The sequence below is a fragment of the Rhizobium sp. AB2/73 genome (genome assembly GCF_020871915.1).
Classification (GTDB): Bacteria; Pseudomonadota; Alphaproteobacteria; order Rhizobiales; family Rhizobiaceae; genus Rhizobium; species Rhizobium dioscoreae.
The window spans coordinates 127,076-152,250 of record NZ_CP067071.1 but is presented as its reverse complement, the minus strand read 5'-3'; the positions used below and the strand labels follow the sequence as shown (position 1 = coordinate 152,250).

The window sequence follows — 25,175 nt, the reverse complement described above, 5'->3', positions numbered from 1 at the left end:
CATCAGCCATTCGACGAACCGAGGGTTCAAGATGCGGCGATCGTTCGAGGACTGATCTCCATGTTTCTGTGTCTGCTGGACCGGGAGGGAAAAGGCTTGGCCGGTCAAGGTTGCTACTGGATTTGCCTTGTTGCTCCGGCTGTACTGATATTGACCCACTTCGTGCGACCGAGGCGTCATCCAGTTCCGCGATAGATCCGCCGCCTGACCAGCAAGCACTATGCCGTGAGTTCGGCCGTGCGATGGAGCCATCTTCGTAGTCCGGTTCGAGTTTGCTGATGCTGTTGGGGTGGCCCAAAGATGGGCCACAAAGTTCGGAAGCTGGCCGGTATGCTTCTTTCCCTTCCCATTCTCCATGTGATCGGACGAATTCGCCCCCTTGTAGTCCCTCGCTGCCGGTGTCGGCCAAGCCGAGAATGAAGATGCGCTCTCGGACATGCGGCGCACCAACTTCCTGCGCTGTGAACAATCCCGCCTCAACCTCGAAACCAAGTTTTCGAAGGTCTCGAATAACGCGCGCGGCGCCAGCGACTTCGTCATCCCCCGCCGAGAGCATTCCGCCGACATTTTCGATGAGGACGAGGCGTACACGCGCCTGAACGATGATGCGCCTTGTTGGGGACCAGAGATCTCGCTCGTCAATGCTCCCGCGCTTCTTTCCCGCAATGCTATGTGGCTGACACGGGATGCCACCAATGAGCCCATCCACGCATCCACGCCAGCGTCTGCCGTCGAAGGTTCTGACATCGCTCCAGATAGGCGCCGGAGCCAGGAGTCCCGCTTCCATCGCTGAAACCAAATTCGCGATTGCGAAGGCTTCCCTCTCGACCATGCAAACCGTTCGAGCGCTTGGAATTGCCAGCTCGACGCCGAGATCAAGCCCACCCCCCCCTGTACAAATGGAGAGGAGGTTGATGTGTTGGGGACGTATATCCACATTCACGCACGAGCCTCCCGCAACGGTACGTCATGAAACGCGGCATAGTTCGGCAGGTCGTCATCACCCATCGGCCGCACGCGCCCGAGCCGCTGCAGCGCTGTCAGCGCCTGGTCGAGTTCAAAGCCTTCCGGCGTCGCCGACCAGCTATCGCGGTTGATGCAGATGAAAGGCGTGCCGGGCACGACACCGCGCAGCTCGATCGCCTTCGTCACATTGCGAAAGTTCTCGATCTGCCCCGGCGTCAGGCCCCATTGCTTGGCGGCGTGGTAGCATTCGTATAGGCTCGGCGCGATAATCAGCAGCACGCGCGGGCTGCGGCGGGGAGCGGTCAACATCAGGTCCACCTCTGCGATTGCACAAGGTTGCGGATCTCGGGTTTCGGGGTGATCGTGCTCGGGATATCCTGAATTTTTTCGGGAATATCCTCGTCAGCGGATATCCGCCTGCGGGATATCCATGCTTCCAGCTTCTGCCAGTCGCCGTCTTCAAGCCCGATGACGCCGTCCATCAGCCGACGCTCGCGCCAGGCAAGCTCGGCCTGCGACATGCGCTTGCGGCTGGAAAACCAGACGGCGATGCACTTCGCGCCGTTCGGGATCTTGAGGATATCCTCCGGATCGCTGACGACGCGCACCCAGGAAGGCGCATTGGTCGTCGCGCATTGCAGCGTGCGCGCCAGCGCCTCTTCCGGGCATTCCGTCACGAGGTAAAGCCGGATCGCGTCAGGCATCTTCCGCCTCCATCGTCTCCGCCTCGTCCTCGAACAAGCGATTCTCCGGAGGCTTGTCGAGCTCGGCGAGATTGCGGACGGACTGACGGAAGTAGGATGGCTTCAGCTCAAAGCCGATGCCCTTGCGGCCCATGTCGACGGAGCAATAGACCTCTGAGCCGATGCCAAGGAACGGCGTCAGCACCGTCTCGCCCGGCGCCGACCAAAGCTCAAGGCAGCGCTCGATCACGTCGAGCTGCAGCGGCGAAATATGCTGCTCGTCCTGATGGTCGCGCGCGCCGCGATATTGCAGCGTCCGCGTCTGGCGGATATCCGTCCAGACCGGTGATGCATAGCGCTGCCAGACGAGAACGGAACGCCACATGTCCATCGGCCACGGCTTGAATTCCGGATCTTCGAGGCGGCCGATACGGCAATATTCCGCATAGCCATCCTGGCTGATATCCAGTCCCTCGCCGATGAAGCGGTCAAACATGCCGTCGACGGGCACGAGGTTCGCGCCCGGCTTGCGGAAGGTGACGACATAATCCGCGAGCCCCATGCCCGAGAGGGTGCTATCCTTGACGATCTGCTTGTGCAGCAACCGAAGGCTCTTGGTCCGCTGCTGCGCGACGACGGGATCTTTCCAGATGCAGACTTCGGAATGGAAGATCCACCCCGCCGCCCGATAGGCTGTGATGATCTCGCCGCGAAAGTCGCGCATGCCGATGAAGCCATCGCGGTTCTTGCTCGTCGGCAGCTGCATGCAGTGAACCGAATGCAGCCGGCCGGATTTTGTCACGCGCAGTAGCTCGGCAATCAGATACCCGTAGTGTTCCCAAAACTCCGCGCCTTCACTGTTCGAGATGTCACGGTCGTAATTGGAGAATTTGAAAAGCCCTTCAAAAGGCGGTGAGTGAATGCCGAAATCGACGCTCGCATCCGGCAGCCCCTTGATGAGATCGCAGCAATCGCCCTGATAGATGGCGTAGCGATCATTGACGATCTGGTCGACGGTCTTTGCCTTCTTCATGCGGCGATCTCCTTGAGCCATGTCGGGATTGCCATGCGCTGCGTCGGCGCATAGGTCGGACGGTCGCGGACAAGGCCGCGCACCTGCGTGCTGGAAAGATCGGCCATGTGGCGCACCATCGCCGCCGCCATGCGGTCGGCGTCTGCTTCCTTGCGGCGGAAGTTGGCGACGACGGCGCCCTCGCGCTCATCGGCCACGAAATGCGCATTGACCGGGAAAAGCTGGCCGAACCGCCAGAAGCGGCGAATGGCCTGATAGATCTGCTCGAAACTATCCGTTAGCCCGACGAAACCGGTATCGGCACAATGCTGCCAGTTCATGCCGAAGCCGGCGATGGATGGCTTCGTCACCAGCACCCTGATGCGGCCCGCTGAGAAATCCTTGAGCTTCCGTTCCTTGACGCCATCCGTATCGGAGCCGGCAAGATTGACCGCGCCTGGAATGGCGGCGACCAGCTGCTCGGCTTCGGAATTGAGGTTGCACCACCAGACGAAAGGCCGGTCGCTCGGCGTCAGCGCGGCAGCCTTGGCAACCCGACCGCCGACGCTGTCGCGCCGTGTCGCCAACCGCTCCGAAAGCGTGCGCGCTTCCATCGGAAACAAGGTTCCGGTCTCGAAGCTCGGTTTGAATTCCGCCGCGACCGTATGGTGATGGTAGCGCAGCTCCGGAAGGTCATAACCCTCGTCGGAATAGCCGAGATCGGAAGGCTTGCGCAGCATGACGGCCCATGACGACATCCATTTCCAGAAGTCGTCTTCCGCATGCCCCTTGAGGCGCCATGCCTTGGTGTCGCCGCCATCGTGAACGAAGAAGGTGGCGAGCATATCGGTATAAGACATGACGCCCAGGAATTCAGCGTGATTGCCAAGTTCCATGAAATCATTCGGGGCCGGAGTTGCCGTCGCAGCGAGGCGGAACGGCAGCTTGGCGCATTCCTGAATGAGCCTGGTGCGATAGTGCCCGTCGACATTCTTGAGGATCGAGCTTTCGTCGAGCGCGACGCCACCGAAAGCGGAGAGGTCGAAGCGATCGAGCTTCTGATAATTGCTGATGTCGATCGAGCCGCTCGACCTGGCATCGACGACCTGGGCACCGATACCCCACTTCTCCGCTTCGGTTCCATGCTGGTGCGACACGGCGAGTGGCGCGAGCAGCAGCACCGGTTTGCCGGTATATTGCGATACGCAATGTGACCACACCAGCTCGATCAGCGTCTTGCCGAGCCCGGTCCCGGCAAAGATCGCCGCCCGGCCGCGCCGCAGGGACCAGCCGGTAAGGTCGCGCTGATGCGGCATCATGAAATCGGGGAGTTCAAAAGTGCCTTCGATACCTGTCGCTGGATCGAGGATGCGCTTGCGCTCAAGGAAACGTTCGTAAGCGCCCATCAACCAGCCCTCGCGCAAGAGATCACGGCGTGGTGAGCACAGTACGAGCTTGTCCACCCTGTTTCAGGCGAGCCTCGGCGCTGGCGCCCACAGCACGACATATCCGGGCCGTCTTCATCCTCGAAATTCGTCAAGGGCCACGAGCATTGCCGGCTTGTCAGGGCGGCAAATGGAGTTACCGCCTTCGGGTCAATCGCTTGCCCGGAATGCTGGTATCTGCGGCCACCGTCACCCACGCCGCTACCACTTGCCCTCAGCCCGAGTGACGCCAACCGTGCGCTGGTCTGCCGTTGCGGCTGGTGATCCTGCGACGGCGGCACTGATCGTTGACGAGCGGGAAACATCTGAGAGTGAGTGCGCCGCGCCATGATGACGCGATCTCGCTTGACGCCCATGATCTTTGCGATCTCCTGATCGCTGCGGCCCTGCTGCCAAAGCATGCTGGCTGTGCTCAGGTCCTCTCTGGACCAAGGGCGCGCCGATTGCTTGAAGTCGCCACCAACCTGACGGGAGGGAAAAAGGTCGCGCCTGCGGTGCGCGATACCGATAACAGCGTTTCTCTGGCAGCCCAGCTTTGCCGCGATCTTCGCCGCGCTCATGCGGGTTTCTTTCCACATCTTGGATGCCGCCAAGATCCGCTCGTCCGTCCAGAAGCTCATCGGCGCGCCCTCGCGACATGGCGCTCAGCAATCGCGCGACGGCGTTGCTCGCGTTCAAAGCGGCCTGTGCCCATCGAGTCGCGCCAGCAGATCGGCCCTTCGACATCGAAGCGCGCCTCGACATCGGTGATATCCTGAGAGACCATCGAGGCCACGGCATTGGGATGCACGTCAGGTTCGACGGTGGCGACATAAGCCAGGATCACTTCGACGCGCGGATAATCCTCTTCAATGACGGCTCGGAAGCGGGAGTTCTTGGCGATCATGCGCGCACCCGCAGTCTTCCAAGCACGTCTTGGAATGCCGAGATGGCCTCGTCGATCTCACGTGTGATGACGCGCTCCTCGGCGCCGTCAATCTGGTCGTCATTGGAAAGCGCTTCGGTGATAGCCTTGACGACATCGGCCGCCTCGTTGGCGATCCGGAGGGCATCCTTGACGGTGACCGGCTTGAGCGAGACGTTGACGACACTGCCGCCATTTGGCACGAGCTTATAGCCCAGCATCTCGGCCATGGCGCTGACGATGATCGGCGAGTTCGCCTCAAGATCCGCCTCGACTGCGACGTCGATCGGCATGAAGCTCTTTTCTTCTGCCTGGCTGCCATACTTCGAGAGCTGACCGCCATTGACGCGCGTCATGTGCTGAAAGCTTTCGCCGCCGCCAGCCATATCGACGGCGCGGCGCGTCGAAGCCTTGAGCGTCAGCGCCTGTCTGTCTGAAATTGAACGCAAATCATCCTCCCTGAGAGTCAAGGAAATATTTTCGGAAAATCTTTCGGTGCAGCGCGCCGAGCGCGCGGGTACGGTCAGCCCATCAGATCAAGGGGGACCGCATGAAGACGCCGAACCATTCATTCCGCCGCCTCCATCGTTCCGTAGATGTCTGGACGCAGAACATGCCTCGAAATCCCGGTTTCTCGTTCAACGGCGATCACGCGATTGACGGGCACACGGTCCCACTGAAGGACGGCGGCTGGCGTAATACCTAGCCGCCGAGCCAACTCGCTCGCGCTGATGCGCTCAAAGACCAGTTTCAAAACAGGAGTAATCGTTCGCATGCTCGGATATAAGCATAACTTAGAAATTCATACAAGCGACAATTTAATGGACGTGAAAGCGGCACATGGGCCAATTATAAGCATGGCTAAGAGAGAACTGCCACTGAAGGTCGGCGCGGCTATCCGTACGGCGCGAAAGCGTCGCGGCTTAGTACAGCGCAATATTGCTGAGTTCCTTGGCATCGAGGTGGCGGCGGTCGGAATGTGGGAGAGCGGCAAGAATATGCCCTCTGCCGAGAACTCATTTCGTGTCGCGGCATTCTTGAACATCGATCCAGTCGCACTATCGCGAGGCGAAGTCGTTTATCTCAATGATGAGGGCCTAGCAGACGCCGAGGTAATCTCGGACCCCGCACCACTCGACGCGGGACCAAAGGACGTGGATCTCCTCGGCGTCACCTACGGCGGCGATGACGGCGATTTCCAATTCAACGGCGAGGTGATCGAGCATGTACGGCGCCCGCCAGGCATCGCGAATGTCAAAAATGTGTTCGCGCTCTACGTTCTCAGCGAAAGCATGGCACCGCGCTACGAGCCCGGGGAAGTCATCTATTGCGGCAGCCGGGAGCCAATTCCAGGCGATTACGTCGTAATCGAGATGCACCCTGAGATCGAGGGCCAGCCAGGCAAAGCCTTCATCAAAAGGCTGAAACAGCGCACCGGCAAAGAGATTATAGTTGAGCAATTCAACCCGCCGAAGCTGATACCATTCGACAGATACACAATCAAAAATATTTGGCGCGTCATCCCGAACAAAGAACTGTTTGGGTTCTAAGAACTTCGATTTCCGCCCGAACTCGATCCGCGTCGCGGTCAAAAAATGCCTGTACAGTTACGTTCTTTCCGGGCAACCCTTCCGCTGCACATGCTGAACAAGTCAGCTTTTGCGCGACCGCCGAAAGCGGGAGATGGCTTGATACTCCACGCCTAACGAGTTGGTGGCGCGCCAACCAGCGTGTACGCCCACAGTCTGCGCACTCCACTCCCAGGCGACTTGCTTGCCCTACAGTCACGTCCTGTTGCATTTTTCTCAACCTGCCATTGTTCTCTCTATGTTCACATAATTGATTCTTTCTCTGCGTGAGTCGAGTCCAATTCCGTCTAAGCGATACTTATAATTTCCGCTTGCGTTGAATTGTAATTATCGCTTATGTTCGCTGACATCGTTCTAATCGAGGATGCAGCGATGATCCGTTTCCAGACAATCGAACCCAAGGCCGCGCCAAAAATCGCGCCGCAGCCGCGCCCGACACGGACGATCGTTGATCGTTTGGCGGATGCCATCTGCGAGCTGGCTGGCGAGCAGCGCCCAATCACCAATCAGGCGCTACTTGATCGCGGCTTTACCGAGCCGGTGATCAAGCGTTTCGCCGATCAGGCCCGCGCGCTCGCCCGCCGCCGCTTCATCAAGCACATCTGAGGGCCGCCTATGCAGCGCAACGCCTTCACCCCGTTCATCGATCAACCGCGGCGCCGTTCCGGCGTCGAGGAGATTGCGACGCTTCTTTGTGAAGCGCACGTATGGCGCATGCGGCTCGTCGAGCTGACCCTCGCAAGCCTGGTCTTTTTCTGGCTCGGCTTTGCCATTGCCGCGAGGTGCCTATGACGGCAGCCGCACGCATGTCCCTCCCCCGCCTCACCGACAAGCAGGTCTGGTCGTTCAACAATGACGGAACGGTCATGGATCTGGCGGCGCCCGATCAGGCCAGCGTCTGCTTTATCGAAATGGGCAACACGCTTTCCGGCGTCCGCCGCTTCAACGGGCGCGGTATTTCCGATGCTCAGCATCTGGTCATGGGCGCGCAGGCAATCATCAATGAAGGCGGTTCGTCGCTTCTTGCCGCCCTCTACATCCTGCACGACGGCCACGAATGGGCGCTTGGCGACATCACCCGGCCGATGGAGTTGCTTCTCTCGTTGACGCTGCCGTCCCTTGCCATTCGCGAGGCGATCCGCCGTGCCAAGGAAGGCTGGGATGACGCCATCTACGCCGCCGCAGGCCTGCCTCTTCCGTCCGCATGGACGGCGGCGCAGAAGAAGACGGTGAAGGCAATGGACGATCGCATGTGCGCGGCCGAGGCTGTCGCCATTTTCGGCCCACGCGCGGCCAGCCAGTTTCCCAAATTCATCGTTCCGAAAACGACCGGCGCGATTCGCCCATGGGGCGCGGCCAAGGCCGAAGAGGAATTTCGAAAGATGCTCACCCGCCTGATCGGCGAGGAGCGGATCGTCAGCCAGGCGGCCCTTGCCGCCGCAGCAAGGGAGTTGAGGTAAGTGACGGATGTCCTTTCAAAAGCTACGCCGGCCGAACTTCTCAAGGCCTATTCCCGCTTTGCCAAGGAATTTCCGGTCGAGACAAAGACCGAAGCGGGCCGCCGCCTCGCCGACGCCTTTGCGACCTTCCTAGATGAAGTCGCCGATAGTCCGGATGTCACGAATACCGACATCAGGGACGATATCAACGCCATAATGGCGCGCAACATCGTCGCCGTCAGCATGGCCTTTCATTCGGCCTGCGTCTGCTTTTCCTGCCTCGGCATGGATTGCGAGGATCTTGGCAACGCCGTCGCGACGCAGGCCAGCGGCCTCGACGACCGCATCACCAAAAGCGCAGGCATGGTGCACTGATGGCGGGATATCTCAACAAGGTCACGCTGATCGGCAATCTCGGCGCCGATCCGGAAATCCGCCGCACGCAGGATGGCCGGCCCATTGCCAATCTCAACCTCGCCACGGCAGAGCAATGGCGCGACAAGAATACCGGTGAGCGCAAAGAGCGAACCGAGTGGCACCGCATCGTCATCTTCAACGAGCAGCTGGCGAAGATCGCCGAGCAGTTCCTTGAGAAGGGCGCCAAGATCTACATCGAGGGCCAGCTCGCCACCCGAAAATGGCAGGACCAGAACGGGCAGGACCGGTGGAGCACGGAAATCGTGCTGCAGGGCTTCGATGCCAAGTTGATCATGCTGAACAAGAAGGACGGCTCCGGCTATCGCCAGGGCGGCAATGGCGCTGGCGACTATGGCTATGACAGCGACCGCGCCGCCGGCTCGTCCTCTTCATCCTCCACCCGAACATCGCAGACGATCGGCGGCAATTTCAGCCGCGACCTCGACGATGACATTCCGTTCTGAGGTGCACCATGGCTGTAGGCACGAAGGAAATCACCATCAACTTCGCTGAGCCGCGCCAGACGGCGCTGCGCGATTGGCTTGCTGCGCTGCCCGAGGATGTTCGGTCGCAGCTACCGCCCCTCACGATCAAAGTCTCCATGAATTTCGACATCAAGGACTTTGACGAAGAAGAGATTGCGGATCGCTATGAGGAGCTATTTGCCGACGATATCTCCTGGGTAGAGCAGTGCTACCGCATGCTCGCCGAAGGGCGAACGGAAGAGGCCATGCAGGTCATGTATGCCGGCACCGGTCGAGAGCTTGCCCCCCCCGTCACACGAACTCGCAGTCGCCGATCTTCTTTCCGGCAGGAAGGCATCCTCCAATGTTCGTAACTGAAAAACCGGCGCTTGCCGAAGCGCTCGGCGTCGTGCGCGATGTCGTCAAAGCCAAGAACAAGTTCCCGATTCTAGACAACGTTCTGATCGAGCACGATGGCGAGCGGCTGACGGCGCTGTCGAGCAATCTGACGATCGAGATCCGCACCCGCTTTGCCGCCACCATCGGCGAAGAATTCATCCCCTTCACCTGCCCGGCGCATATCTTCGCGGACATCGTTCGCAATGCACCGGAGGATCGCATCGCCATCAACGCCATCGAGCAGGCCGGCGTCATGGCACAGGTGCAGATCAAATCCGGCCGGTCCAAGCTCAAGCTGCCGGTCCTGCCCGCGTCTGATTTTCCCAAGCTCGACGCGGGCAAACTTTCGCATGAGTTGAGCCTGAATGCATCGACGCTGCAGAAGGCCCTACGCGGCGTGGAATATGCCGCCGAGACCAATCAGGCGAAGTTCTATCTTTGCGGCGTCCGCTTCGAGCCGGGAGACGATGGCGTCTCGCTCGTTGCCACCAATGGCGTTCGCCTGGAAAAGCGGCTGATCCCTGCGACGATGTTCGATCAGGACGATTTTGCAGGAATGCAGGCGGTCACCATACCGAGCGAGTCGGTCGACAAGATCATCAAGCTCCTCGACGGGGCTGATGATGCGATTGTTCAATGGTCGCGGGACCGCATGCGCGTGACAGCTGGCGAAACAACGCTGACGACCAAGCTGATCGACGGCGAGTATCCGGCCTGGCAGCGCATCGAGCCGGCTCCGGATAGTCTCGTCTCGCGCTTCAGCGGCAAGGCGTTGAGCGACGCGATACAGCGGCTCCTGACCGTCACGCCAGACGCAGGCAATGGCGTCGCCTTCAGCTTCAAGGAAGACATGCTGGCGCTCAGCTCGCGCGACATCAACGTCGGCGAAGGCGAGGACGAAATCCCCGTCGAGACCAATGGCCAAATCCAGACCGGCTTCCACGGCCGCCACCTGCGCGAGGCGATCGCCCATTACGACGGCGACAATTTCGAGCTGCTGATCGGCGTCGGCGCCGCCCCGGCCCTGCTCCGCATCGCCGGCCACGAGAGCGCCTACACCATCCTCATGCCCATGCAGGTCAAAGGGGCCTTCGGCCGTGGATGATCCGTGGACCGTCGTCAAAATTGGTGCCTTCACCTGGGCGACGCTCGTCATCCTCGTGGTCCTCATGCCCATCCTCGTTCACAACTGGAGAAACCGGAAATGAGCCGCATCTACCTCGCGTCCTCGTGGCGCAATAAATACCAGCCTGACGCCGTCGCCATGCTGCGCGCCGCAGGCCATGAAGTATACGACTTCCGCAACCCGCCGAATGGCGTTCCAGGCTTCGCATGGTCTGAGATTGATCCTCACTGGGAAGGATGGAAGGCGACTGAGTATCGCAACCTCCTGACAACACACCCCATCGCAGCGCGCGGATACATGAACGACTTTCGCGGCATGGAGTGGGCTGACACCTGCGTCCTGCTTCTGCCATGCGGAAGATCGGCTCATCTCGAAGGCGGATGGTTCGCCGGTCGCGGCAAGCGCCTCATCATCTGGACGCACGATGGCGAGGAGCCGGAGCTAATGGCGCTGATGGCAAATCACATCGTGACCAGCAGCCAGGAATTGCTTGCCGCGCTTGGCAACCCAACGGAGCGCGCCGCCTAATGAGCCGCCGCGACCGCATCCGCGCGCGCATCATGGCGCGCGTCTATATCGACCCTGTAACAGGCTGCTGGATCTGGACCGGCCCGACATCCGGATCGAGCGGTCGCGGCAAAAACTATCCGCGCATGTCGCTCGATGGGCGCATGGTCGCCACCCATCGCGTCATGTGGACGAACGAGCACGGCTATATCCCCGGCAACAAGGAACTTGACCACGCCTGCCGCAACCGCCTCTGCGTGCGGCCAGACCAAGGCCATCTTGAGCTTGTGAGCCATAGCGTCAACATCAAGCGCCAGTGGCAGGCCCGCAAGGCCGCAACGATGATCGGCCACAACGGCGGCCCAGCGCTCGTCTGCGAGGAGGTGTAGCATGGCACGCCGCGCCGCGATCCGATCGAGCGACATCAAGACGACTGTCTCCGCACTGAAGGAAGCCGGTCTTACACCTCTCGCACTCGACACCTTGCCGAATGGTGGTATGCGGTGGCATTTTACAGCTCCGCAGGGAACCGGCGAGGATGACCTCGATCGGGAATTGAGAGAGTTCGAAGAACGTCATGGTGCTGGTCGATCTTAAAGGCATCCACACGGTTAAGGCTAAGGGCCGCGTCTACTATTACGCATGGCGCGGCGGCCCGGCCCTGCGTGGAGAGCCGGGAACGCACGAATTCATGGCTTCCTACAACGAAGCCATCGCAGATCGTCAGGCGCCAGATGAAGGCAAGTTCCGCTCGATCATCACCCACTACAAGACACACGAGTTTCCGAAGCTGGCGGCATCGACCAGACGCGTCTGGACGCCATGGCTCGACAAGATCGGCAAGTATTTCGGCGATCTCCGTATCGCGCAGTTCGACCGGCCGGAGAAAATCCGCCCGGTCATCCGCCGCTGGCGTAGCCAATATGCCGAAACGCCGCGCACCGCAGATCTCGGCCTGCAGGTGCTCTCCCGCATCCTGTCGCATGCCGTCGACCCGATGGGGAAGATCGCGTCGAACCCCTGCGACGGCATCAAGCATCTCTATTCCAGCACGCGCGCCGAAATCATCTGGACCGATGACGACATCAAGCAGCTGAAAGCGGTGGCGTCGGCGGAAGTCGGCTTCGCCGTCGACCTGGCCGCGCATACCGGCCTGCGCGTTGGCGATCTCGTTCGGCTTTCGTGGTCGCATATCGGTCCCGATGCGATCGTCATTTCGACCGGCAAGAGTAAGCATCGCAAGGAAGCTGTCATTCCCCGCTACGATGCGCTGAACGAACTGCTGGCGCGTATCCCGAAGCGATCCCCCGTCATTCTCACCAACAGCCGCAAGAAAACATGGACCCAGGACGGCCTCGCCAGCTCGTTCTGGACGGCCAAGGTCGAAGCCAAAATGCAGGAGCGGGATCTCCACTTCCATGACCTGCGCGGAACTGCTGCCACTAAGTTCTATATCGCCGGCCTTTCGATCCGCGTGATTGCCGAAATCATGGGATGGGAAGAGGATCAGGTTGAGAAGATCATCAAGCGCTACGTCAGCCGCGGCGCCGCCACGCGTGAGGCTATTCGGCAGCTCAATGAGGCCCGCCAAAGCAAGCAGGCCGAATCGAAAAAGAACGAGGGATGAACAGGTTGCTGTAAAACAGCCTGTAAAACCACGGTTTGTTCTCGATCCAAAAACACCAATTAAGTCATTGAAAAGGTTGCTGGAGCGGGTGAAGGGAATCGAACCCTCGTATTCAGCTTGGGAAGCTGCTGCTCTACCATTGAGCTACACCCGCCTGACATCGTCAGATGTCCAACAGTTGGCGGCCTCTGTCAAGGCCGCCAAATGGTCGATCACAGCCGGAAGTGCTTCGAGAGCTTCAGGCCCTGTGCCTGATAATTCGAGCCGAGGCCAGAGCCGTAGAGGCTGCTTGGCTGTTCCAGCATGTGTTCATAGATCAGGCGACCGACGATCTGGCCATCCTCGAGGATGAAGGGCACTTCGTGGCTGCGCACTTCGAGCACGGCGCGGCTGCCGCGTCCGCCGGCCGGTGCATGGCCGAAGCCGGGATCGAAGAAGCCGGCGTAGTGGACGCGGAATTCGCCGACCAACGGATCGAACGGCGTCATTTCGGCGGCGAAATGCGGTGGCACATGCACCGCCTCGCGTGAGACGAGGATGTAGAACTCATCGGGATCGAGGATCAGCTCGGTCCGGCCGCGGCTGTAGAGCGGCTCCCAGAAGTCAAAGATATCGTGCTGGGCCTTCTTGTCGACATCCACAACCGCCGTATGGTGCTTGCCGCGATAGCCGATAAGCCCTTCCTTGTCGCCGGCAAGATCGATCGACAGCGCGATGCCGCCGCCGGTGATGTTCGGCTTCTTGCTGGCGACCAGCGTCTCGCTCTCGTGCAGCGCCAGCAGTTCCGGCTCGGTGAGCAGGGCCTGGCCGACGCGGAAGCGGATCTGCGACAGGCGCGAGCCGCGGCGAACGACGATCGGGAAGGTGCGCGGGCTGATTTCGAGATAGAGCGGCCCGGAATAGCCGGCCGGGATCTTGTCGAATTCCTGCGCCCGGTCGGTGATGACGCGAGTGAAGATGTCGAGACGGCCGGTCGAGCTCTTCGGATTGGCGGATGCCGACATATCCTCTGGCAGGTCGAGGCGCTCCATCAGCGGCACGATATAGACGCAGCCGGTTTCCAGCACCGCGCCTTCGGAGAGATCGACCACATGCAGCTTCAGCCGGTCGAGCTTGTCGGCGACCAGATGCGACGGGCCGGGCATGAAGCTGGCGCGGACGCGGAAGGCATGCGACCCGAGCCTGAGGTCAAGACTTGCCGGCTGGATCTGATCGACATCCAGTTCTCTCTCGCTTGTCAGCCGCCCCGTTTCAAACAGCGCTGCGATGGCGCGATCGGCCAAAATTCCAGTATTGCGAGCCATCATGCTTCTCTCATAATTTGTCGCAGACAAAACCAAACTCGGGGAATTGACGCAAGCCGTCAACGGCAGTATTGCAACTTATCCCGTGGTGATTTGGCCGGTCGGCTTGCAGCCACGTTAAATAAATGGCTAAAAAGACCGGGGTTGAACCGGTCTGCTTTCGCGACCGGTTTTTTTGTTTTGAAAGTGGTGATGGCATGAGCAAGACTTGGCGCCCCGCAACCCAGCTCGTACACAACGGAACGCTCCGTTCGCAATTCGGCGAGACCTCCGAAGCAATCTATCTGACCCAGGGCTTCGTCTACGACACCTCGGAAGCGGCGGAAGCCCGCTTCAAGGGCGAGACAGATGGATTCATCTACGCGCGCTACGGCAGCCCCACCAATGACATGTTCGAGAAGCGCATGTGCGCGCTGGAAGGCGCTGAAGACGCCCGCGCCACCGCCTCCGGCATGGCCGCCGTCTCCGCAGCCATCCTCTGCCAGCTGAAGGCCGGCGATCATATCGTCGCTGCCCGCGCTCTCTTCGGCTCCTGCCGCTGGGTGGTCGAGACGCTCGCGCCGAAATACGGCATCGAATGCACGCTGGTCGACGGCCGCTTCACCGAAAACTGGGAAAAGGCCATCCGCCCGAACACCAAGGTGTTCTTCCTCGAAAGCCCGACCAACCCGACGCTGGAAGTGGTCGACATCGCTGCCGTCGCCAAGCTCGCCAACCAGATCGGCGCCAAGGTCGTGGTCGACAACGTCTTCGCGACGCCGCTTTTCCAGAAGCCTTTGGAACTCGGCGCCCATATCGTCGTCTACTCCGCCACCAAGCATATCGACGGCCAGGGCCGTTCTCTCGGCGGCGTCATCCTCTCCGACAAGCAGTGGATCGACGAGAACCTGCAGGACTATTTCCGCCATACCGGCCCGGCCATGTCACCCTTTACCGCCTGGACGCTGCTGAAGGGTATCGAGACGCTGCCGCTACGCGTTGCGCAGCAGACGGCGAATGCCTCCAAGGTTGCCGATTTCCTCGCCGAGCAGACAAACAAGGTCGCCCGCGTGATCTATCCCGGCCGCAAGGACCATCCGCAGGCTGATATCATCGCCAAGCAGATGAGCGGCGGCTCGACGCTCGTCGCCTTCGAACTGAAGGGTGGCAAGGAAGCAGCCTTCAAGCTGCAGAACGCGCTGGAGATCGTCAAGATTTCCAACAATCTCGGCGACTCGAAGAGCCTGATCACCCACCCTGCCACCACGACGCACAAGAACCTCACCGACGAAGCCCGCGCCGAGCTCGGCATTTCGCCGGGCACCGTGCGCTTCTCCGCCGGCATCGAGGACAGCGCCGATCTGGTCGAGGACTTCGCCCGCGCTCTCGAGCAGGTTTCCGCCTGATATCGATCGAGCCGCCCGGATTTCTCCGGGCGGCTCGACTATCTTTATTAAGCAATTGCCAGCTCCTCAGCTGGCTGCCTTGAACTCGACCAGACCGTTGTTCAGGAAGATCGTCTTGTCGAACAATTTGAGATCCAGCGGATTCGGCAGGCGAATATCCGAGAGATCGGGCACGGGCTTCAGCGCCGGATCGTAGGAACGGTCGATCTGCGAGATGAAGACAACGATCACGCCCCTGGCGCGCGCAAAGGTCTTCAATATCTGAACCTGGATCATTAGCTCTGGATTGTCCCGCTTCTGATCCAGCAGCTGCAAAAAATCGACCACCGCCAACGTGCCACGCGGCGCCCCGGCCAGCCTCTCGACGATATGATCGGCGCTGATGGCATCTGAATTGTCGAATTCGAACAGATCGGCAAATTCCGCATAATCGGCACCGACGACAGTAAAACGGTCCAGGACGACCTTTTCCGTATCCTCCAGCGTGAAGAAGACACCGCGATTGCCAGCCTTCATGGCTTCGATGGCGAGCCGCACGCTCATCAGGGTCTTGCCGTGGCCGGGCCGGGCGCCGATCAGCACCAGATCGCCCGGGCTTAAACGCGAATACAGTTCGCTGACAGATACGGCCGTGTTCGTTTTGCTTGCAAGCAAGCTCCAGCCTCCAAAACCTTCTCCAGCCGCGACGTGATCCAGCGCGGCATGCAAGGGAATTTTCTGCTGGCGTGACAGGAGCCTCGCCTTACGCTTCAAATGATAAACAGGGGCAGAAAGCCTCATATAAACCTCCTATTGCGAGCAATGACCGCAACCCCTCCTTATGCCAGGTGCTCAAACAGTCGGTTTTGATATCAACGGCCCCGCATGAAATATACTTTCCCGGTTGGAGGGGGGAGGCACGGGCCATGCCAGAATCAGATGATAGCCGAAATCCTGCTGAGAGGGAATCGGGCGCAAGTTCCCTCAGCGGAACATAAAGGAGGGACAATGGGTTATATGGCCGAGAGGTTTTGATAACTAGCGATCAGATGTGACGTCCACTCCCTGAAGTGCACCAGCAATTGCGGCAAGCGTATCCCCACTCCATAAGCTCCATCGGCGGCATTATGGTAGACAAGACTAAATGACGAGCGAAACGAGATACTTTGAGAAGAAAGGACTAACCTTCTTCATTCGCGGTAATAGCTGAATTTCAGAATGATCCGCATCCCTGAGCGAGATTTCATCACGCCGTTCCTTGACGGAGCGGGCCGGTTATAGGATACCGCTAGATATCCTGCTCTTGGCGGGAGTGGTGAAAAGCGGATAATGTGCCGCGAATGTGGAAATGCTGAAGCGGCAGTGAGGCTTGAAGGAGCGCTCGACGTTTCAGGGCAGTGGCAAGGTATCAGGCATGTATCGCGCCCTAACACGCGACATCGAAGTGGTTGTAGAGCCGTTTTACCTGGAGGAGCAATCCGATCCGGATGATGATCGCTATGTCTGGGGATACCGCATCGTCATCTCCAACCATTCGAAGAAAGCCGTGAAGCTGGTGACGCGCTATTGGCACATTACCGACATGAACGGCATCGTGGATGAGGTGACGGGACCCGGCGTGGTCGGTGAGCAGCCGCATCTGAAGCCCGGCGATACCTATGAATATTCCTCGGGCTGCCCGCTGGATACACCGTCAGGCATGATGTTCGGCCATTACCAGATGGAAACGGACGACGGGGAGCAATTCCATGTCAAGATCCCCGCCTTCTCTCTCGATACGCCAAACCTGCTGCGCACGCTGAACTGAGCTGCTCCGCGTACAGCGTCAGGCTGCCTCTATCTCCGACACTTCGAACCGATAGGTGGTCGAGCAGAACTCGCAGGTCACGGCGATCTCGCCATCGTCCTGGCTGGCCTCGATCTCCTCGGCCGTGAAACCCTTCAACACGCCCTTCAGCTTGTCGCGCGAGCACGAACAGCGGTCATAAACGGCCTTCGGTTCATAGACGCGTACGCCACGCTCGTGGAACAGGCGATAGAGAAGGCGCTCGGTGCCAACCTGCGGATCCGTCAACTCATCGGCATCGATGGTTTCCACCAGGCTGCGTGCCTCCGCCCAGGCATCGTCCTCGACATGATCGCGCACACCGGTATCGCCGTCACCGCCATGCAGGTCCGGCTGACGCATACGCTCGGGCGCTTCGGGCAGGAATTGCGCGATCAGGCCACCGGCACGCCAGCGGTGACGCGGCTTGCCGTTCTCATCACGGTCGAAAAGTTCTGCAGCTCCCAGACGCACGCGCGTCGGGATCTGTTCAGACTGGCGGAAATAGGTGCCGGCAATCTCCTCGAGCGACGCGCCGTCAAGCGCGACAATGCCCTGATAGGGCTGGCTGAAACGTCCCTGATCGATGGTGAAGGCGAGCACGCCCTTGCCGAGCAGCTGCTCCGGCTCGGTCCGGCCTTCGGCGACTGCCTTTGCCAGCGCTTCTTCGTCGAAACGGGCATAGGCGCGAACATTTTCCGGCGTCGTGAAATCGGCAACCAGAAGGTCTACGGGACCGTCGCCCTTGGTCTGCACGGTGAACTTGCCTTCGAATTTCAACGACGTGCCGAGCAGGACGGTCAGGACGATGGCCTCGGCCAGAAGACGTGCAACCGGCGTCGGATAATCATGCCGGGCAAGGATCGCGTCCAGCAGCGGACCGAGCTGTACGGCACGGCCGCGCACGTCCAGACCTTCCACCTGGAAGGGAACCACATGATCGTCACCGGCGAAATCAAACTGACCCAGCGTTGCGGCATTTTCGGCCATTGCTTTACTCCTACTGCGCCCGCGTCCTTGAGACGCGGTTTAATATCTTCAGATCGCGCCCAGGCACCAAGCAAGAATCGACTTTTGCGCATGAAGGCGGTTTTCCGCCTCATCGAAGACAACGGATTGCGGGCCATCGATCACCTCGTCCGTCACCTCCTCCCCGCGATGGGCGGGCAGGCAATGCATGAACAAAGCGTCTTTGCCGGCCTGTGCCATCAAAGCCTTGTTGACCTGATAGGGCTGGAAGACGTTGTGACCGCGTGCCCGGTGCTCCTGATTCATGGAAACCCAGGTATCGGTTACCACGCAATCGGCGCCGGCGACCGCACGGTCAGCATCATGCGAGAGCATGATTTCGGCGCCCTCGTTGCGGGCCCAGTTCAGATAGTGATCCTTCGGCTCAGAACCAAGGGGCACCGCCATATTCATGCGATAGCCGAAGCGCGCGGCCCCTTCGATCAGCGAATGCAGCACGTTGTTGCCGTCGCCCGTCCAGGCGAGCGTCTTGCCCTTGATGGGGCCTCGATGCTCCTCGAAGGTCATGATATCCGCCATGATCTGGCAGGGATGCGTATCGTCGGTCAGCGCATTGATGACCGGAACCGTCGCATGTTCGGCCAGCTCCAGCAAACGCGAATGATCGGTCGTGCGGATCATGATGGCGTCGACGTAGCGCGACAGCACCTTGGCCGTATCGCCGATTGTTTCGGCGCGGCCAAGCTGCATTTCGGTGCCGGAGAGGAACAGCGTCTCGCCGCCCAGCTGTCGCATGCCGACATCGAAGGAAACGCGGGTTCGGGTGGACGGCTTCTCGAAGATCATCGCCAGCATCTTGCCGGCGAGCGGCTTGTCGGCAGTGCCGGCCTTCTGCGCGCTCTTTCGCACGATCGCGTCATCGATGATGTTGCGCAGATCGGCAGCCGGAACGGCAGAGAGGTCGAGAAAGTGTTTCGGAGAAGCCATGTCCTTACCTGTGCTCCAGAAAAAACAATAACGCCCGCGTGGGGCGCGCATAAGCCCTTAAATCGGCATCGATTTATGGAAAGCTTATGCGATTCCTAAATGTTACCGCGTCCTTTGCACGTCGCCTCGACGCGCGGCGCAGTAATCGCCCCGTCAGCGGGCGTTGAACTCAAGCCGATTTCTTGGTGCGAGCTGCGCGCGCACGCTCGGCGGCACGCTCCAGGCGGGCAAGACCTTCGCGTGCTTCTTCGGCGGTGACGACCAGTGGCGGCAGCAGGCGGATGACGTTGTCGCCGGCCGGCACGCCAAGCAAATGCTCGGCGCGGATCGCCTGCAGCAGCTCCGCCTGCGGAATCGCCGCCTTGATGCCGAGCATCAGACCTTCACCGCGAACGTCCTCGATGATGTCAGGAAAACGATCCTTGAGCGAGGCGAGCCCCTGGCGGAAGACCAGCGAGACATCGCGCACATGCTGCAGGAAGCCTTCGGCAAGCACGATATCGAGAACGGCATTTCCGACCGCCATGGCAAGCGGATTGCCGCCATAGGTCGAGCCGTGCGTACCCGCCTTCATGCCTGAGGCGGCTTCCGCGGTCGCAAGGCATGCACCGAGCGGGAAACCGCCGCCGATGCCCTTGGCGACAGCCATGATATCAGGCTTGATGCCGGCCCATTCATAGGCGAAAAGCTTGCCAGTGCGACCGACGCCACACTGTACTTCGTCGAGGATCAGCAGCAGGCCGTGTTCGTCGCAGATCTCACGCAGCCCGCGCAGGAATTCGTTGGTGGCCGGACGGATGCCGCCCTCGCCCTGGACCGGCTCGATCAGGATTCCGGCCGTCGCATCCGTGATGGCGGCACGCACGGCATCGAGATCACCGAACTGCACTTGGTCAAAACCCGGTGCCTTAGGCCCGAAGCCCTCGATATACTTCTCCTGGCCGCCGGCGGCGATGGTCGCGATGGTGCGGCCGTGGAAGGCGCCCTCGAAGGTGATGATGTGGAACTTCTCGGGATGCCCCTTGGCGAATTGATAACGCCGCGCCGTCTTGATGGCGCATTCCAGCGCCTCGGCGCCCGAATTGGTGAAGAATACCTTGTCGGCGAAGGTCGCCTCCGTCAGCCGCTTCGACAGCTTCTCCTGACCGGGCACCTCATAAAGATTGGAGAGATGCCAGACCTTGTCGGCCTGTGCCTTCAGCTCGGCGACAAGATGAGGATGGGCGTGACCGAGCGAGTTGACCGCGACGCCGGCGGCGAAATCGAGATAGCGTTCACCACTTTCGGTCACCAGCCAGACGCCTTCACCTCGCTCGAACCGCAGGGGAGCGCGCATGTAGGTGTCATAAAGCGGCGTGGTCTCGGCCATGGCCATATCTCCTCGATCACAACTTTAAGGACCGATCGCTTCCATTTGATGAAACGGGTCCGAAAAAATCAAAAATGCCGCCTTGCGGCGGCCCGGGCACTATTGATGTTTTGCACCGCGATGTCAACAAAACTGGCATTTTGGCAGGTGCGAGATAGCGCTTGCGGGCAAAAGAGATAGGTTCGGCGGCGCCTATTGCAGAAATGCCACGCCTGGGCAGCAAGTTGGGGAAAACCTCGAAATCGATTCCTCAAGATTCTCGCGACTCTTGTCACGGAGTCAGCCTCACACTAGGTTAAAAAGCAATTGCTAGACTGCATGCGGCGGAACTAGTCACCACAATTTTAGAGCGTTTCGCGCCTCGTTCCCATGCGAGGCAATGGTGAGGGATTCTGCCATCGGAAACGCGACAGCGGAGACAGGGCATGAATTGGACAGACGAACGCGTCGAGAAGCTGAAAAAGCTATGGTCCGAAGGATTGAGCGCCAGCCAGATTGCTGCGCAGCTCGGTGGCGTGAGCCGTAATGCCGTCATCGGCAAGGTGCACCGCCTGAACCTTCCTGGCCGAGCGAAGGCAGGCGGCACGGCAACTGCGGCGCGTACGCCAAAGCGCAGTGCCGCGGCTCCTCGCGCAACGACCTACGGCTCGCGCGTCGCTACCCGCACCGTGGTCGCCCGCCAGCAGGGCGCAACCATGCTGAAGGAAGAGATCGAGATCGATTCCGTCAATGAAATTCAGTATCGCCCGGCATCGAACGTCGTCGTTCCGATCTCCCGCCGCCTCGGCCTGACGGAGCTGACGGAACGCACCTGCAAATGGCCGGTCGGGGACCCGCTGAAGGACGACTTCCACTTCTGCGGCAATGACAGCCCGGATTCGTCGCCCTACTGCACCTATCATCAGCGCATGGCCTACCAGCCGGTGCATGACCGCCGTCGCAACAACGGCTGAAAATTCCAGCAAGACAAAGAGAAACGGGCCCCTCGAGGCCCGTTTTTCTATTTCCGCCGCTCCTGCATAATTTCTTAAATCGGAATCGATTTAAGGGAAAATTATGCAGCATTTTAAGATGTTACAGCGACCTTAACGCGTCTTGAAAGACGCGTGGCGCTGTAATGGTAACACCCGAGCGGCAAGCCGCTCAGGCTTCCATGGAATAGCCCGCGCCGCGAACGGTACGGATGACATCCTGCATATTGGAGAAATTGAGCGCCTTGCGCAGACGGCCGACATGGACGTCGACAGTGCGTTCATCGACGTAGATATCGTGCCCCCATACGCCATCGAGCAGCTGCGAACGCGAGAAGACGCGGCCTGGCGAGGACATCAGGAACTCCAGCAGGCGGAATTCCGTCGGCCCCAACCGCACTTCACGGCTCTTGCGATGGACGCGATGGGTTTCGCGGTCCAGCTCGATATCGCCGCAACGCAGCACCGTGGAGAGAACCTCCGGACGGGCGCGCCGCAGCATCGCCTTGACGCGGGCCATCAGCTCCGGCGTCGAGAACGGCTTGACGACGTAATCGTCCGCGCCGGTCGAAAGCCCGCGCACGCGCTCGCTTTCCTCGCCGCGGGCCGTCAGCATGATGATCGGCAAGCGCTCCGTCTCCGGCCGCATACGCAGCCGGCGGCAGAGCTCGATGCCGGACACGCCGGGGAGCATCCAGTCGAGGATCAGGAGATCGGGAATGCGCTCCTGGAGACGCAGCTCGGCCTCATCGCCTCTGAGGATCGTGTCGACCTCGAAGCCTTCGGCCTCAAGATTGTAGCGCAGCAGAACGCTGAGCGCTTCCTCGTCTTCTACAACAGCAACTCTCGGAACCATGCGCCTATGGTCTCCTTTCTTCGCTTCCAGATTATTCCGTCACTGCGCCGACGGTGTTGGCGGTATCGTCCTTCGGGCGCTCGCCTTCCGGCTGAGCACCGGTCGCCATGTAATAGATCGTCTCGGCGATATTGGTGGCATGGTCGCCGATGCGCTCGATGTTCTTGGCGCAGAAGAGAAGATGCGTGCAGGTGGTGATGTTGCGCGGATCTTCCATCATGTAAGTGAGCATCTCGCGGAAGAGCGAGGTGTACATGGCGTCGATTTCCTCGTCACGTTCACGGATCGACACGGCCTTATCGGGCGAGCGGGTCGCGTAGACATCGAGAACTTCCTTGAGCTGGCTTAGCGCCAGTTCGGAGAGATGCTCGATGCCGCGGGCGAGACGGCGGGGAACGCCGGTGCCCTGCACGGCGATAACGCGCTTTGCGGTGTTCTTGCCGAGGTCGCCGACGCGCTCCAGATCGGAGGCGATGCGGATCGAGCCCATGATTTCGCGCAGGTCCGCTGCCATCGGCTGGCGGCGAGCGATGGTGACGATCGCCTTGTCGCCAACTTCGCGCTCGGCATGGTCAAGAACGACGTCGTCGGAGATGACCTTCTGGGCCAGGGCCGCGTCGCTGTTGACTAGCGCGCGTACGCTGTCGCTAACCATCTGCTCGGCCAGGCCGCCCATTTCGGCAATGCGGCGCGTCAGGAACTTCAGGTCTTCGTCATAGGCTGAGAGAATGTGAGTGGAGACCATTTTTCTATCCTCAAGGTGAACTGTGTGAAAGGAGCCGCGCGCCTGCCATCATCAACCAAAACGGCCCATGATGTAATCCTGCGTGCGGAAATCGTCGGGGTTGGTGAACATCTTATCGGTGTCGTTCTCCTCGACCAGGTGGCCGAGATGGAACATTGCGGTACGCTGCGAGACGCGGGCGGCCTGCTGCATGGAATGCGTCACGATGACGATGGTGAAATTCTCCCGAAGCTCGTGGATGAGATCCTCGACCTTGGCGGTTGCGATCGGATCGAGCGCCGAGCACGGCTCGTCCATCAGGATCACCTCCGGGCTGACCGCGACGGCGCGCGCGATGCAGAGGCGCTGCTGCTGGCCGCCCGAAAGGCTCGTGCCGGCATCGTGGAGCCGATCCTTCACCTCACCCCAGAGACCGGCCTTCTGCAGACTGGTTTCGACGATATGCTCGAGATCGGCCTTTGAGCGATGCAGGCCATGGATGCGCGGGCCGTAGGCGACGTTCTCGTAGATCGACTTCGGAAACGGGTTGGGCTTCTGGAAGACCATGCCGACGCGGGCGCGCAATTCCACCACGTCGATGCTGTCGTCGTAGACATCCTGATCGTCGAGCGTGATCTTGCCGGTGACGCGGCAGGTCTCGATCGTATCGTTCATGCGGTTGAGGCAGCGCAGGAAGGTGGACTTGCCGCAGCCGGAAGGGCCGATCAGGGCCGTGACCGTATTGGCGCGGATCTTCAGATTGACGTCGAAGAGCGCCCGCTTGTCGCCGTAGAACACAGAAACGTCCTGGCCGATCATCTTGTAAGGGATCGTCGTCATCTTCTTGGCCAAGGCTTTTTCGCTGGCAGCTTCCGTCATCATGTTCATTTCATGCGCCCTCCCTTACCAGCGCCGCTCGAAGCGGCGGCGCAACAAGATGGCGCCGATGTTCATCGCGACGAGGAAGAAGAGAAGGACGATGATGGCGCCGGACGTCCTTTCGACAAACGCCCGCTCGGCTTCGCTCGCCCACATGTAGATCTGCACCGGCAACGCCGTCGAAGGATCGAGCGGCGATGCCGGATAGTTGGCGACAAAGGCGACCATGCCGATCAGAAGCAGCGGCGCGGTCTCGCCGAGCGCATGGGCAAGCCCGAGGATCGTGCCCGTCAGAATGCCGGGCATCGCAAGCGGCAGAACATGATGGAAGACCATCTGCATGCGCGATGCGCCAAGACCGAGCGCCGCGCTGCGGATCGACGGCGGCACGGCACGCAAGGCGGAGCGCGTGGCGATGATGATCATCGGCAGCGTCATCAGGCTCAGTACAAGGCCGCCGACCAGCGATGCCGAGCGCGGCAGCCCCATCATGTTGATGAAGACCGAGAGACCCAGCAGGCCATAGACGATCGAGGGGACGGCAGCGAGATTGTTGATGTTGACCTCGATCAGATCCGTCAGCCGGTTCTTCGGTGCGAACTCTTCCAGATAGATCGAGGCAGCAACGCCGACCGGCAAGGCAAGTACGAGAACGGTCAGCATCAGGTAGAGCGAGCCGATCAGCGCGACACCAAGCCCGGCCGCTTCGGGGCGGCTCGAATTGCCCGACAGAAAGAGACCGCTGTTGAAGGCCTTGTGAAGCGCGCCGCTTTCGCTGAGTTGCTTCATCCATGCGACCTGGCGGTCGGAAATCTTGCGATCCTTCTCGCTGACGGTCAGATCGATCTGCCCCTTGTTGGCGGAATCGATGTTGGCGCTGGCCAGGAATGTGACGTTCTGTGTCGTCCCGATGATCGAGGGGTTGGCAACGACTCTGTCGCGCAACACGATCCTGGCGCTGTCCGACACCATCGCCATCGCCTCGCGCGCAAGCGTGCGATTGGCCGGATCGATGCCAAGCGCTTTCACCAGCGCATCGCGCACCAGCACGGGGTAATTGGCAACGATCAGCACCTTCGGATCGTTCATGCGCTTACCCGTCGGGTCGATTACCTTCTCGGTAAATTCGATCGGCAAGTTGATCGAAGTCTGGACAAAGGCGGTATAGCCTGTGCGGACCACGGTCGAGACCAGGATGATAAGGAAGACGAGACCGAAGATGACGGCGGTCATCCCATAGGCGCGAAAGCGACGCTCGGCGGCATAACGCCGCTTAATGCCGATATCTCGGTGCACAGACGCACCCGGCGTCAGACCGCGCGGCATGTTGAGCTGAGAGGAAGATACGG

At 60.3% G+C, this 25,175-nt stretch carries 33 protein-coding genes, 1 tRNA gene and 1 riboswitch; of the genes, 16 read left to right on the top strand and 18 right to left on the bottom strand.

Going from position 1 to position 25,175, the window contains the following annotated elements:
- The first annotated feature begins 436 nt into the window (after nucleotides 1-436).
- Nucleotides 437-793: a hypothetical protein gene (locus I8E17_RS00825; RefSeq protein WP_229002061.1), complete on the top strand. Its 357-nt coding sequence runs from the start codon at nucleotides 437-439 to the stop codon at nucleotides 791-793.
- 146 nt (nucleotides 794-939) lie between these two features.
- Here I8E17_RS00825 and I8E17_RS00820 read toward each other — a convergent pair whose 3' ends face one another.
- The 8 genes from I8E17_RS00820 to I8E17_RS00785 all read right to left on the bottom strand — a co-directional run bounded on the left by I8E17_RS00820 (nucleotide 940) and on the right by I8E17_RS00785 (nucleotide 5,785).
- Nucleotides 940-1,275 (bottom strand): hypothetical protein, encoded by a 336-nt coding sequence (locus I8E17_RS00820; RefSeq protein ID WP_219511024.1) that lies wholly within the window; start codon nucleotides 1,273-1,275, stop codon nucleotides 940-942.
- Entirely contained in the window at nucleotides 1,275-1,670 is a 396-nt protein-coding gene (locus I8E17_RS00815) for a hypothetical protein (RefSeq protein ID WP_219511027.1), read from the bottom strand. The genes I8E17_RS00820 and I8E17_RS00815 overlap by 1 nt, the downstream gene beginning before the upstream one ends.
- The gene (locus I8E17_RS00810; RefSeq protein WP_219511029.1) at nucleotides 1,663-2,682 is read right to left on the bottom strand and encodes a DNA methyltransferase; all 1,020 of its coding nucleotides are present in this window, start codon (nucleotides 2,680-2,682) and stop codon (nucleotides 1,663-1,665) included. The genes I8E17_RS00815 and I8E17_RS00810 overlap by 8 nt, the downstream gene beginning before the upstream one ends.
- A complete protein-coding gene (locus tag I8E17_RS00805) occupies nucleotides 2,679-4,067 on the bottom strand; it encodes a helicase (RefSeq protein WP_219511032.1) in 1,389 nt (462 codons plus the stop codon). The genes I8E17_RS00810 and I8E17_RS00805 overlap by 4 nt, the downstream gene beginning before the upstream one ends.
- Nucleotides 4,067-4,726 (bottom strand): GcrA family cell cycle regulator, encoded by a 660-nt coding sequence (locus I8E17_RS00800; protein ID WP_219511035.1) that lies wholly within the window; start codon nucleotides 4,724-4,726, stop codon nucleotides 4,067-4,069. The genes I8E17_RS00805 and I8E17_RS00800 overlap by 1 nt, the downstream gene beginning before the upstream one ends.
- Nucleotides 4,723-4,992 (bottom strand): hypothetical protein, encoded by a 270-nt coding sequence (locus I8E17_RS00795; protein WP_219511036.1) that lies wholly within the window; start codon nucleotides 4,990-4,992, stop codon nucleotides 4,723-4,725. The genes I8E17_RS00800 and I8E17_RS00795 overlap by 4 nt, the downstream gene beginning before the upstream one ends.
- Entirely contained in the window at nucleotides 4,989-5,459 is a 471-nt protein-coding gene (locus I8E17_RS00790; RefSeq protein ID WP_229002060.1) for a phage regulatory CII family protein, read from the bottom strand. Before I8E17_RS00790 ends, I8E17_RS00795 begins: the two co-directional genes overlap by 4 nt.
- Nucleotides 5,460-5,578: 119 nt before the next feature.
- On the bottom strand, nucleotides 5,579-5,785 hold the full coding sequence (locus I8E17_RS00785; protein ID WP_112605555.1) for a Cro/CI family transcriptional regulator: 207 nt from the start codon (nucleotides 5,783-5,785) through the stop codon (nucleotides 5,579-5,581).
- Nucleotides 5,786-5,867: 82 nt separating this feature from the next.
- Here I8E17_RS00785 and I8E17_RS00780 point away from each other — a divergent pair, with 82 nt between their 5' ends.
- The 12 genes from I8E17_RS00780 to I8E17_RS00725 all read left to right on the top strand — a co-directional run bounded on the left by I8E17_RS00780 (nucleotide 5,868) and on the right by I8E17_RS00725 (nucleotide 12,578).
- Nucleotides 5,868-6,560: a helix-turn-helix transcriptional regulator gene (locus tag I8E17_RS00780; RefSeq protein WP_219511457.1), complete on the top strand. Its 693-nt coding sequence runs from the start codon at nucleotides 5,868-5,870 to the stop codon at nucleotides 6,558-6,560.
- 411 nt (nucleotides 6,561-6,971) lie between these two features.
- Entirely contained in the window at nucleotides 6,972-7,205 is a 234-nt protein-coding gene (locus I8E17_RS00775; protein WP_219511040.1) for a hypothetical protein, read from the top strand.
- Nucleotides 7,206-7,214: 9 nt separating this feature from the next.
- A complete protein-coding gene (locus I8E17_RS00770) occupies nucleotides 7,215-7,391 on the top strand; it encodes a hypothetical protein (protein WP_219511042.1) in 177 nt (58 codons plus the stop codon).
- Nucleotides 7,388-8,059: a hypothetical protein gene (locus I8E17_RS00765; protein ID WP_219511044.1), complete on the top strand. Its 672-nt coding sequence runs from the start codon at nucleotides 7,388-7,390 to the stop codon at nucleotides 8,057-8,059. The genes I8E17_RS00770 and I8E17_RS00765 overlap by 4 nt, the downstream gene beginning before the upstream one ends.
- Nucleotides 8,060-8,413 carry a hypothetical protein gene (locus I8E17_RS00760; RefSeq protein WP_219511046.1) on the top strand — a complete coding sequence of 118 codons (354 nt, stop codon included), beginning with the start codon at nucleotides 8,060-8,062 and terminating at the stop codon, nucleotides 8,411-8,413.
- Nucleotides 8,413-8,919 (top strand): single-stranded DNA-binding protein, encoded by a 507-nt coding sequence (locus tag I8E17_RS00755; protein ID WP_219511049.1) that lies wholly within the window; start codon nucleotides 8,413-8,415, stop codon nucleotides 8,917-8,919. Before I8E17_RS00760 ends, I8E17_RS00755 begins: the two co-directional genes overlap by 1 nt.
- 8 nt (nucleotides 8,920-8,927) lie before the next feature.
- Nucleotides 8,928-9,293, top strand: a complete 366-nt coding sequence (locus tag I8E17_RS00750; RefSeq protein ID WP_219511051.1) for a hypothetical protein — start codon at nucleotides 8,928-8,930, stop codon at nucleotides 9,291-9,293.
- A complete protein-coding gene (gene dnaN / locus I8E17_RS00745; RefSeq protein ID WP_219511053.1) occupies nucleotides 9,284-10,423 on the top strand; it encodes a DNA polymerase III subunit beta in 1,140 nt (379 codons plus the stop codon). The genes I8E17_RS00750 and dnaN overlap by 10 nt, the downstream gene beginning before the upstream one ends.
- Nucleotides 10,424-10,522: 99 nt before the next feature.
- Entirely contained in the window at nucleotides 10,523-10,972 is a 450-nt protein-coding gene (locus I8E17_RS00740) for a hypothetical protein (protein ID WP_219511055.1), read from the top strand.
- On the top strand, nucleotides 10,972-11,340 hold the full coding sequence (locus I8E17_RS00735) for an HNH endonuclease signature motif containing protein (protein WP_219511057.1): 369 nt from the start codon (nucleotides 10,972-10,974) through the stop codon (nucleotides 11,338-11,340). Before I8E17_RS00740 ends, I8E17_RS00735 begins: the two co-directional genes overlap by 1 nt.
- Nucleotide 11,341: 1 nt before the next feature.
- Nucleotides 11,342-11,548, top strand: a complete 207-nt coding sequence (locus I8E17_RS00730) for a hypothetical protein (protein WP_219511058.1) — start codon at nucleotides 11,342-11,344, stop codon at nucleotides 11,546-11,548.
- Nucleotides 11,529-12,578, top strand: a complete 1,050-nt coding sequence (locus I8E17_RS00725; RefSeq protein ID WP_219511061.1) for a tyrosine-type recombinase/integrase — start codon at nucleotides 11,529-11,531, stop codon at nucleotides 12,576-12,578. Before I8E17_RS00730 ends, I8E17_RS00725 begins: the two co-directional genes overlap by 20 nt.
- A gap of 80 nt (nucleotides 12,579-12,658) precedes the next feature.
- Here the strand turns inward: I8E17_RS00725 and I8E17_RS00720 are convergent.
- Nucleotides 12,659-12,732, bottom strand: a tRNA-Gly gene (locus I8E17_RS00720).
- Nucleotides 12,733-12,790: 58 nt separating this feature from the next.
- Complete coding sequence (locus I8E17_RS00715) at nucleotides 12,791-13,885, bottom strand: 2'-deoxycytidine 5'-triphosphate deaminase (protein ID WP_069611245.1); 1,095 nt, start codon at nucleotides 13,883-13,885, stop codon at nucleotides 12,791-12,793.
- A gap of 72 nt (nucleotides 13,886-13,957) precedes the next feature.
- Nucleotides 13,958-14,036, top strand: a riboswitch (SAM riboswitch).
- A 43-nt stretch (nucleotides 14,037-14,079) separates the two neighbouring features.
- On the opposite strand from I8E17_RS00715, the gene I8E17_RS00710 reads away from it, so the two are divergent.
- Nucleotides 14,080-15,267 (top strand): O-succinylhomoserine sulfhydrylase, encoded by a 1,188-nt coding sequence (locus I8E17_RS00710; protein ID WP_069611244.1) that lies wholly within the window; start codon nucleotides 14,080-14,082, stop codon nucleotides 15,265-15,267.
- Between the two features lie 66 nt (nucleotides 15,268-15,333).
- Here I8E17_RS00710 and I8E17_RS00705 read toward each other — a convergent pair whose 3' ends face one another.
- A complete protein-coding gene (locus I8E17_RS00705) occupies nucleotides 15,334-16,047 on the bottom strand; it encodes a DNA helicase (protein ID WP_069611243.1) in 714 nt (237 codons plus the stop codon).
- Between the two features lie 613 nt (nucleotides 16,048-16,660).
- On the opposite strand from I8E17_RS00705, the gene apaG reads away from it, so the two are divergent.
- Complete coding sequence (gene apaG, locus I8E17_RS00700; RefSeq protein ID WP_069611387.1) at nucleotides 16,661-17,053, top strand: Co2+/Mg2+ efflux protein ApaG; 393 nt, start codon at nucleotides 16,661-16,663, stop codon at nucleotides 17,051-17,053.
- Nucleotides 17,054-17,071: 18 nt separating this feature from the next.
- On the opposite strand, the gene I8E17_RS00695 is transcribed toward apaG, so the two are convergent.
- From I8E17_RS00695 to I8E17_RS00685, 3 genes are all read right to left on the bottom strand, one after another.
- On the bottom strand, nucleotides 17,072-18,061 hold the full coding sequence (locus I8E17_RS00695) for an Hsp33 family molecular chaperone (RefSeq protein WP_069611242.1): 990 nt from the start codon (nucleotides 18,059-18,061) through the stop codon (nucleotides 17,072-17,074).
- Between the two features lie 48 nt (nucleotides 18,062-18,109).
- On the bottom strand, nucleotides 18,110-19,027 hold the full coding sequence (gene argF, locus I8E17_RS00690; RefSeq protein WP_069611241.1) for an ornithine carbamoyltransferase: 918 nt from the start codon (nucleotides 19,025-19,027) through the stop codon (nucleotides 18,110-18,112).
- A 169-nt stretch (nucleotides 19,028-19,196) separates the two neighbouring features.
- Nucleotides 19,197-20,396 carry an aspartate aminotransferase family protein gene (locus I8E17_RS00685; RefSeq protein WP_069611240.1) on the bottom strand — a complete coding sequence of 400 codons (1,200 nt, stop codon included), beginning with the start codon at nucleotides 20,394-20,396 and terminating at the stop codon, nucleotides 19,197-19,199.
- A gap of 425 nt (nucleotides 20,397-20,821) precedes the next feature.
- Here I8E17_RS00685 and I8E17_RS00680 point away from each other — a divergent pair, with 425 nt between their 5' ends.
- The gene (locus tag I8E17_RS00680; protein ID WP_069611239.1) at nucleotides 20,822-21,349 is read left to right on the top strand and encodes a GcrA family cell cycle regulator; all 528 of its coding nucleotides are present in this window, start codon (nucleotides 20,822-20,824) and stop codon (nucleotides 21,347-21,349) included.
- A 190-nt stretch (nucleotides 21,350-21,539) separates the two neighbouring features.
- Here the strand turns inward: I8E17_RS00680 and phoB are convergent, their stop codons facing one another.
- From phoB to pstA, 4 genes are read right to left on the bottom strand one after another with little or no spacing between them, the layout of a single operon-like run.
- Nucleotides 21,540-22,223 (bottom strand): phosphate regulon transcriptional regulator PhoB, encoded by a 684-nt coding sequence (gene phoB / locus I8E17_RS00675; protein ID WP_004128368.1) that lies wholly within the window; start codon nucleotides 22,221-22,223, stop codon nucleotides 21,540-21,542.
- A 31-nt stretch (nucleotides 22,224-22,254) separates the two neighbouring features.
- Nucleotides 22,255-22,968, bottom strand: a complete 714-nt coding sequence (gene phoU, locus I8E17_RS00670) for a phosphate signaling complex protein PhoU (RefSeq protein ID WP_015338719.1) — start codon at nucleotides 22,966-22,968, stop codon at nucleotides 22,255-22,257.
- A gap of 51 nt (nucleotides 22,969-23,019) precedes the next feature.
- The gene (pstB, locus tag I8E17_RS00665) at nucleotides 23,020-23,835 is read right to left on the bottom strand and encodes a phosphate ABC transporter ATP-binding protein PstB (RefSeq protein ID WP_069611238.1); all 816 of its coding nucleotides are present in this window, start codon (nucleotides 23,833-23,835) and stop codon (nucleotides 23,020-23,022) included.
- A 15-nt stretch (nucleotides 23,836-23,850) separates the two neighbouring features.
- A complete protein-coding gene (gene pstA, locus I8E17_RS00660) occupies nucleotides 23,851-25,152 on the bottom strand; it encodes a phosphate ABC transporter permease PstA (protein ID WP_113367285.1) in 1,302 nt (433 codons plus the stop codon).
- Nucleotides 25,153-25,175 lie beyond the last annotated feature (23 nt).

Bases quoted from the DNA above. Each gene is read 5' to 3' on its own strand.
- I8E17_RS00825 (WP_229002061.1), top strand. From the start codon at position 437: ATGCGGCGCACCAACTTCCTGCGCTGTGAACAATCCCGCCTCAACCTC.
- I8E17_RS00820 (WP_219511024.1), bottom strand. From the start codon at position 1,275: ATGTTGACCGCTCCCCGCCGCAGCCCGCGCGTGCTGCTGATTATCGCG.
- I8E17_RS00815 (WP_219511027.1), bottom strand. From the start codon at position 1,670: ATGCCTGACGCGATCCGGCTTTACCTCGTGACGGAATGCCCGGAAGAG.
- I8E17_RS00810 (WP_219511029.1), bottom strand. From the start codon at position 2,682: ATGAAGAAGGCAAAGACCGTCGACCAGATCGTCAATGATCGCTACGCC.
- I8E17_RS00805 (WP_219511032.1), bottom strand. From the start codon at position 4,067: ATGGGCGCTTACGAACGTTTCCTTGAGCGCAAGCGCATCCTCGATCCA.
- I8E17_RS00800 (WP_219511035.1), bottom strand. From the start codon at position 4,726: ATGAGCTTCTGGACGGACGAGCGGATCTTGGCGGCATCCAAGATGTGG.
- I8E17_RS00795 (WP_219511036.1), bottom strand. From the start codon at position 4,992: ATGATCGCCAAGAACTCCCGCTTCCGAGCCGTCATTGAAGAGGATTAT.
- I8E17_RS00785 (WP_112605555.1), bottom strand. From the start codon at position 5,785: ATGCGAACGATTACTCCTGTTTTGAAACTGGTCTTTGAGCGCATCAGC.
- I8E17_RS00780 (WP_219511457.1), top strand. From the start codon at position 5,868: ATGGCTAAGAGAGAACTGCCACTGAAGGTCGGCGCGGCTATCCGTACG.
- I8E17_RS00775 (WP_219511040.1), top strand. From the start codon at position 6,972: ATGATCCGTTTCCAGACAATCGAACCCAAGGCCGCGCCAAAAATCGCG.
- I8E17_RS00770 (WP_219511042.1), top strand. From the start codon at position 7,215: ATGCAGCGCAACGCCTTCACCCCGTTCATCGATCAACCGCGGCGCCGT.
- I8E17_RS00765 (WP_219511044.1), top strand. From the start codon at position 7,388: ATGACGGCAGCCGCACGCATGTCCCTCCCCCGCCTCACCGACAAGCAG.
- I8E17_RS00755 (WP_219511049.1), top strand. From the start codon at position 8,413: ATGGCGGGATATCTCAACAAGGTCACGCTGATCGGCAATCTCGGCGCC.
- I8E17_RS00750 (WP_219511051.1), top strand. From the start codon at position 8,928: ATGGCTGTAGGCACGAAGGAAATCACCATCAACTTCGCTGAGCCGCGC.
- dnaN (WP_219511053.1), top strand. From the start codon at position 9,284: ATGTTCGTAACTGAAAAACCGGCGCTTGCCGAAGCGCTCGGCGTCGTG.
- I8E17_RS00740 (WP_219511055.1), top strand. From the start codon at position 10,523: ATGAGCCGCATCTACCTCGCGTCCTCGTGGCGCAATAAATACCAGCCT.
- I8E17_RS00735 (WP_219511057.1), top strand. From the start codon at position 10,972: ATGAGCCGCCGCGACCGCATCCGCGCGCGCATCATGGCGCGCGTCTAT.
- I8E17_RS00730 (WP_219511058.1), top strand. From the start codon at position 11,342: ATGGCACGCCGCGCCGCGATCCGATCGAGCGACATCAAGACGACTGTC.
- I8E17_RS00725 (WP_219511061.1), top strand. From the start codon at position 11,529: ATGGTGCTGGTCGATCTTAAAGGCATCCACACGGTTAAGGCTAAGGGC.
- I8E17_RS00715 (WP_069611245.1), bottom strand. From the start codon at position 13,885: ATGATGGCTCGCAATACTGGAATTTTGGCCGATCGCGCCATCGCAGCG.
- I8E17_RS00710 (WP_069611244.1), top strand. From the start codon at position 14,080: ATGAGCAAGACTTGGCGCCCCGCAACCCAGCTCGTACACAACGGAACG.
- I8E17_RS00705 (WP_069611243.1), bottom strand. From the start codon at position 16,047: ATGAGGCTTTCTGCCCCTGTTTATCATTTGAAGCGTAAGGCGAGGCTC.
- apaG (WP_069611387.1), top strand. From the start codon at position 16,661: ATGTATCGCGCCCTAACACGCGACATCGAAGTGGTTGTAGAGCCGTTT.
- I8E17_RS00695 (WP_069611242.1), bottom strand. From the start codon at position 18,061: ATGGCCGAAAATGCCGCAACGCTGGGTCAGTTTGATTTCGCCGGTGAC.
- argF (WP_069611241.1), bottom strand. From the start codon at position 19,027: ATGGCTTCTCCGAAACACTTTCTCGACCTCTCTGCCGTTCCGGCTGCC.
- I8E17_RS00685 (WP_069611240.1), bottom strand. From the start codon at position 20,396: ATGGCCGAGACCACGCCGCTTTATGACACCTACATGCGCGCTCCCCTG.
- I8E17_RS00680 (WP_069611239.1), top strand. From the start codon at position 20,822: ATGAATTGGACAGACGAACGCGTCGAGAAGCTGAAAAAGCTATGGTCC.
- phoB (WP_004128368.1), bottom strand. From the start codon at position 22,223: ATGGTTCCGAGAGTTGCTGTTGTAGAAGACGAGGAAGCGCTCAGCGTT.
- phoU (WP_015338719.1), bottom strand. From the start codon at position 22,968: ATGGTCTCCACTCACATTCTCTCAGCCTATGACGAAGACCTGAAGTTC.
- pstB (WP_069611238.1), bottom strand. From the start codon at position 23,835: ATGAACATGATGACGGAAGCTGCCAGCGAAAAAGCCTTGGCCAAGAAG.
- pstA (WP_113367285.1), bottom strand. From the start codon at position 25,152: ATGCCGCGCGGTCTGACGCCGGGTGCGTCTGTGCACCGAGATATCGGC.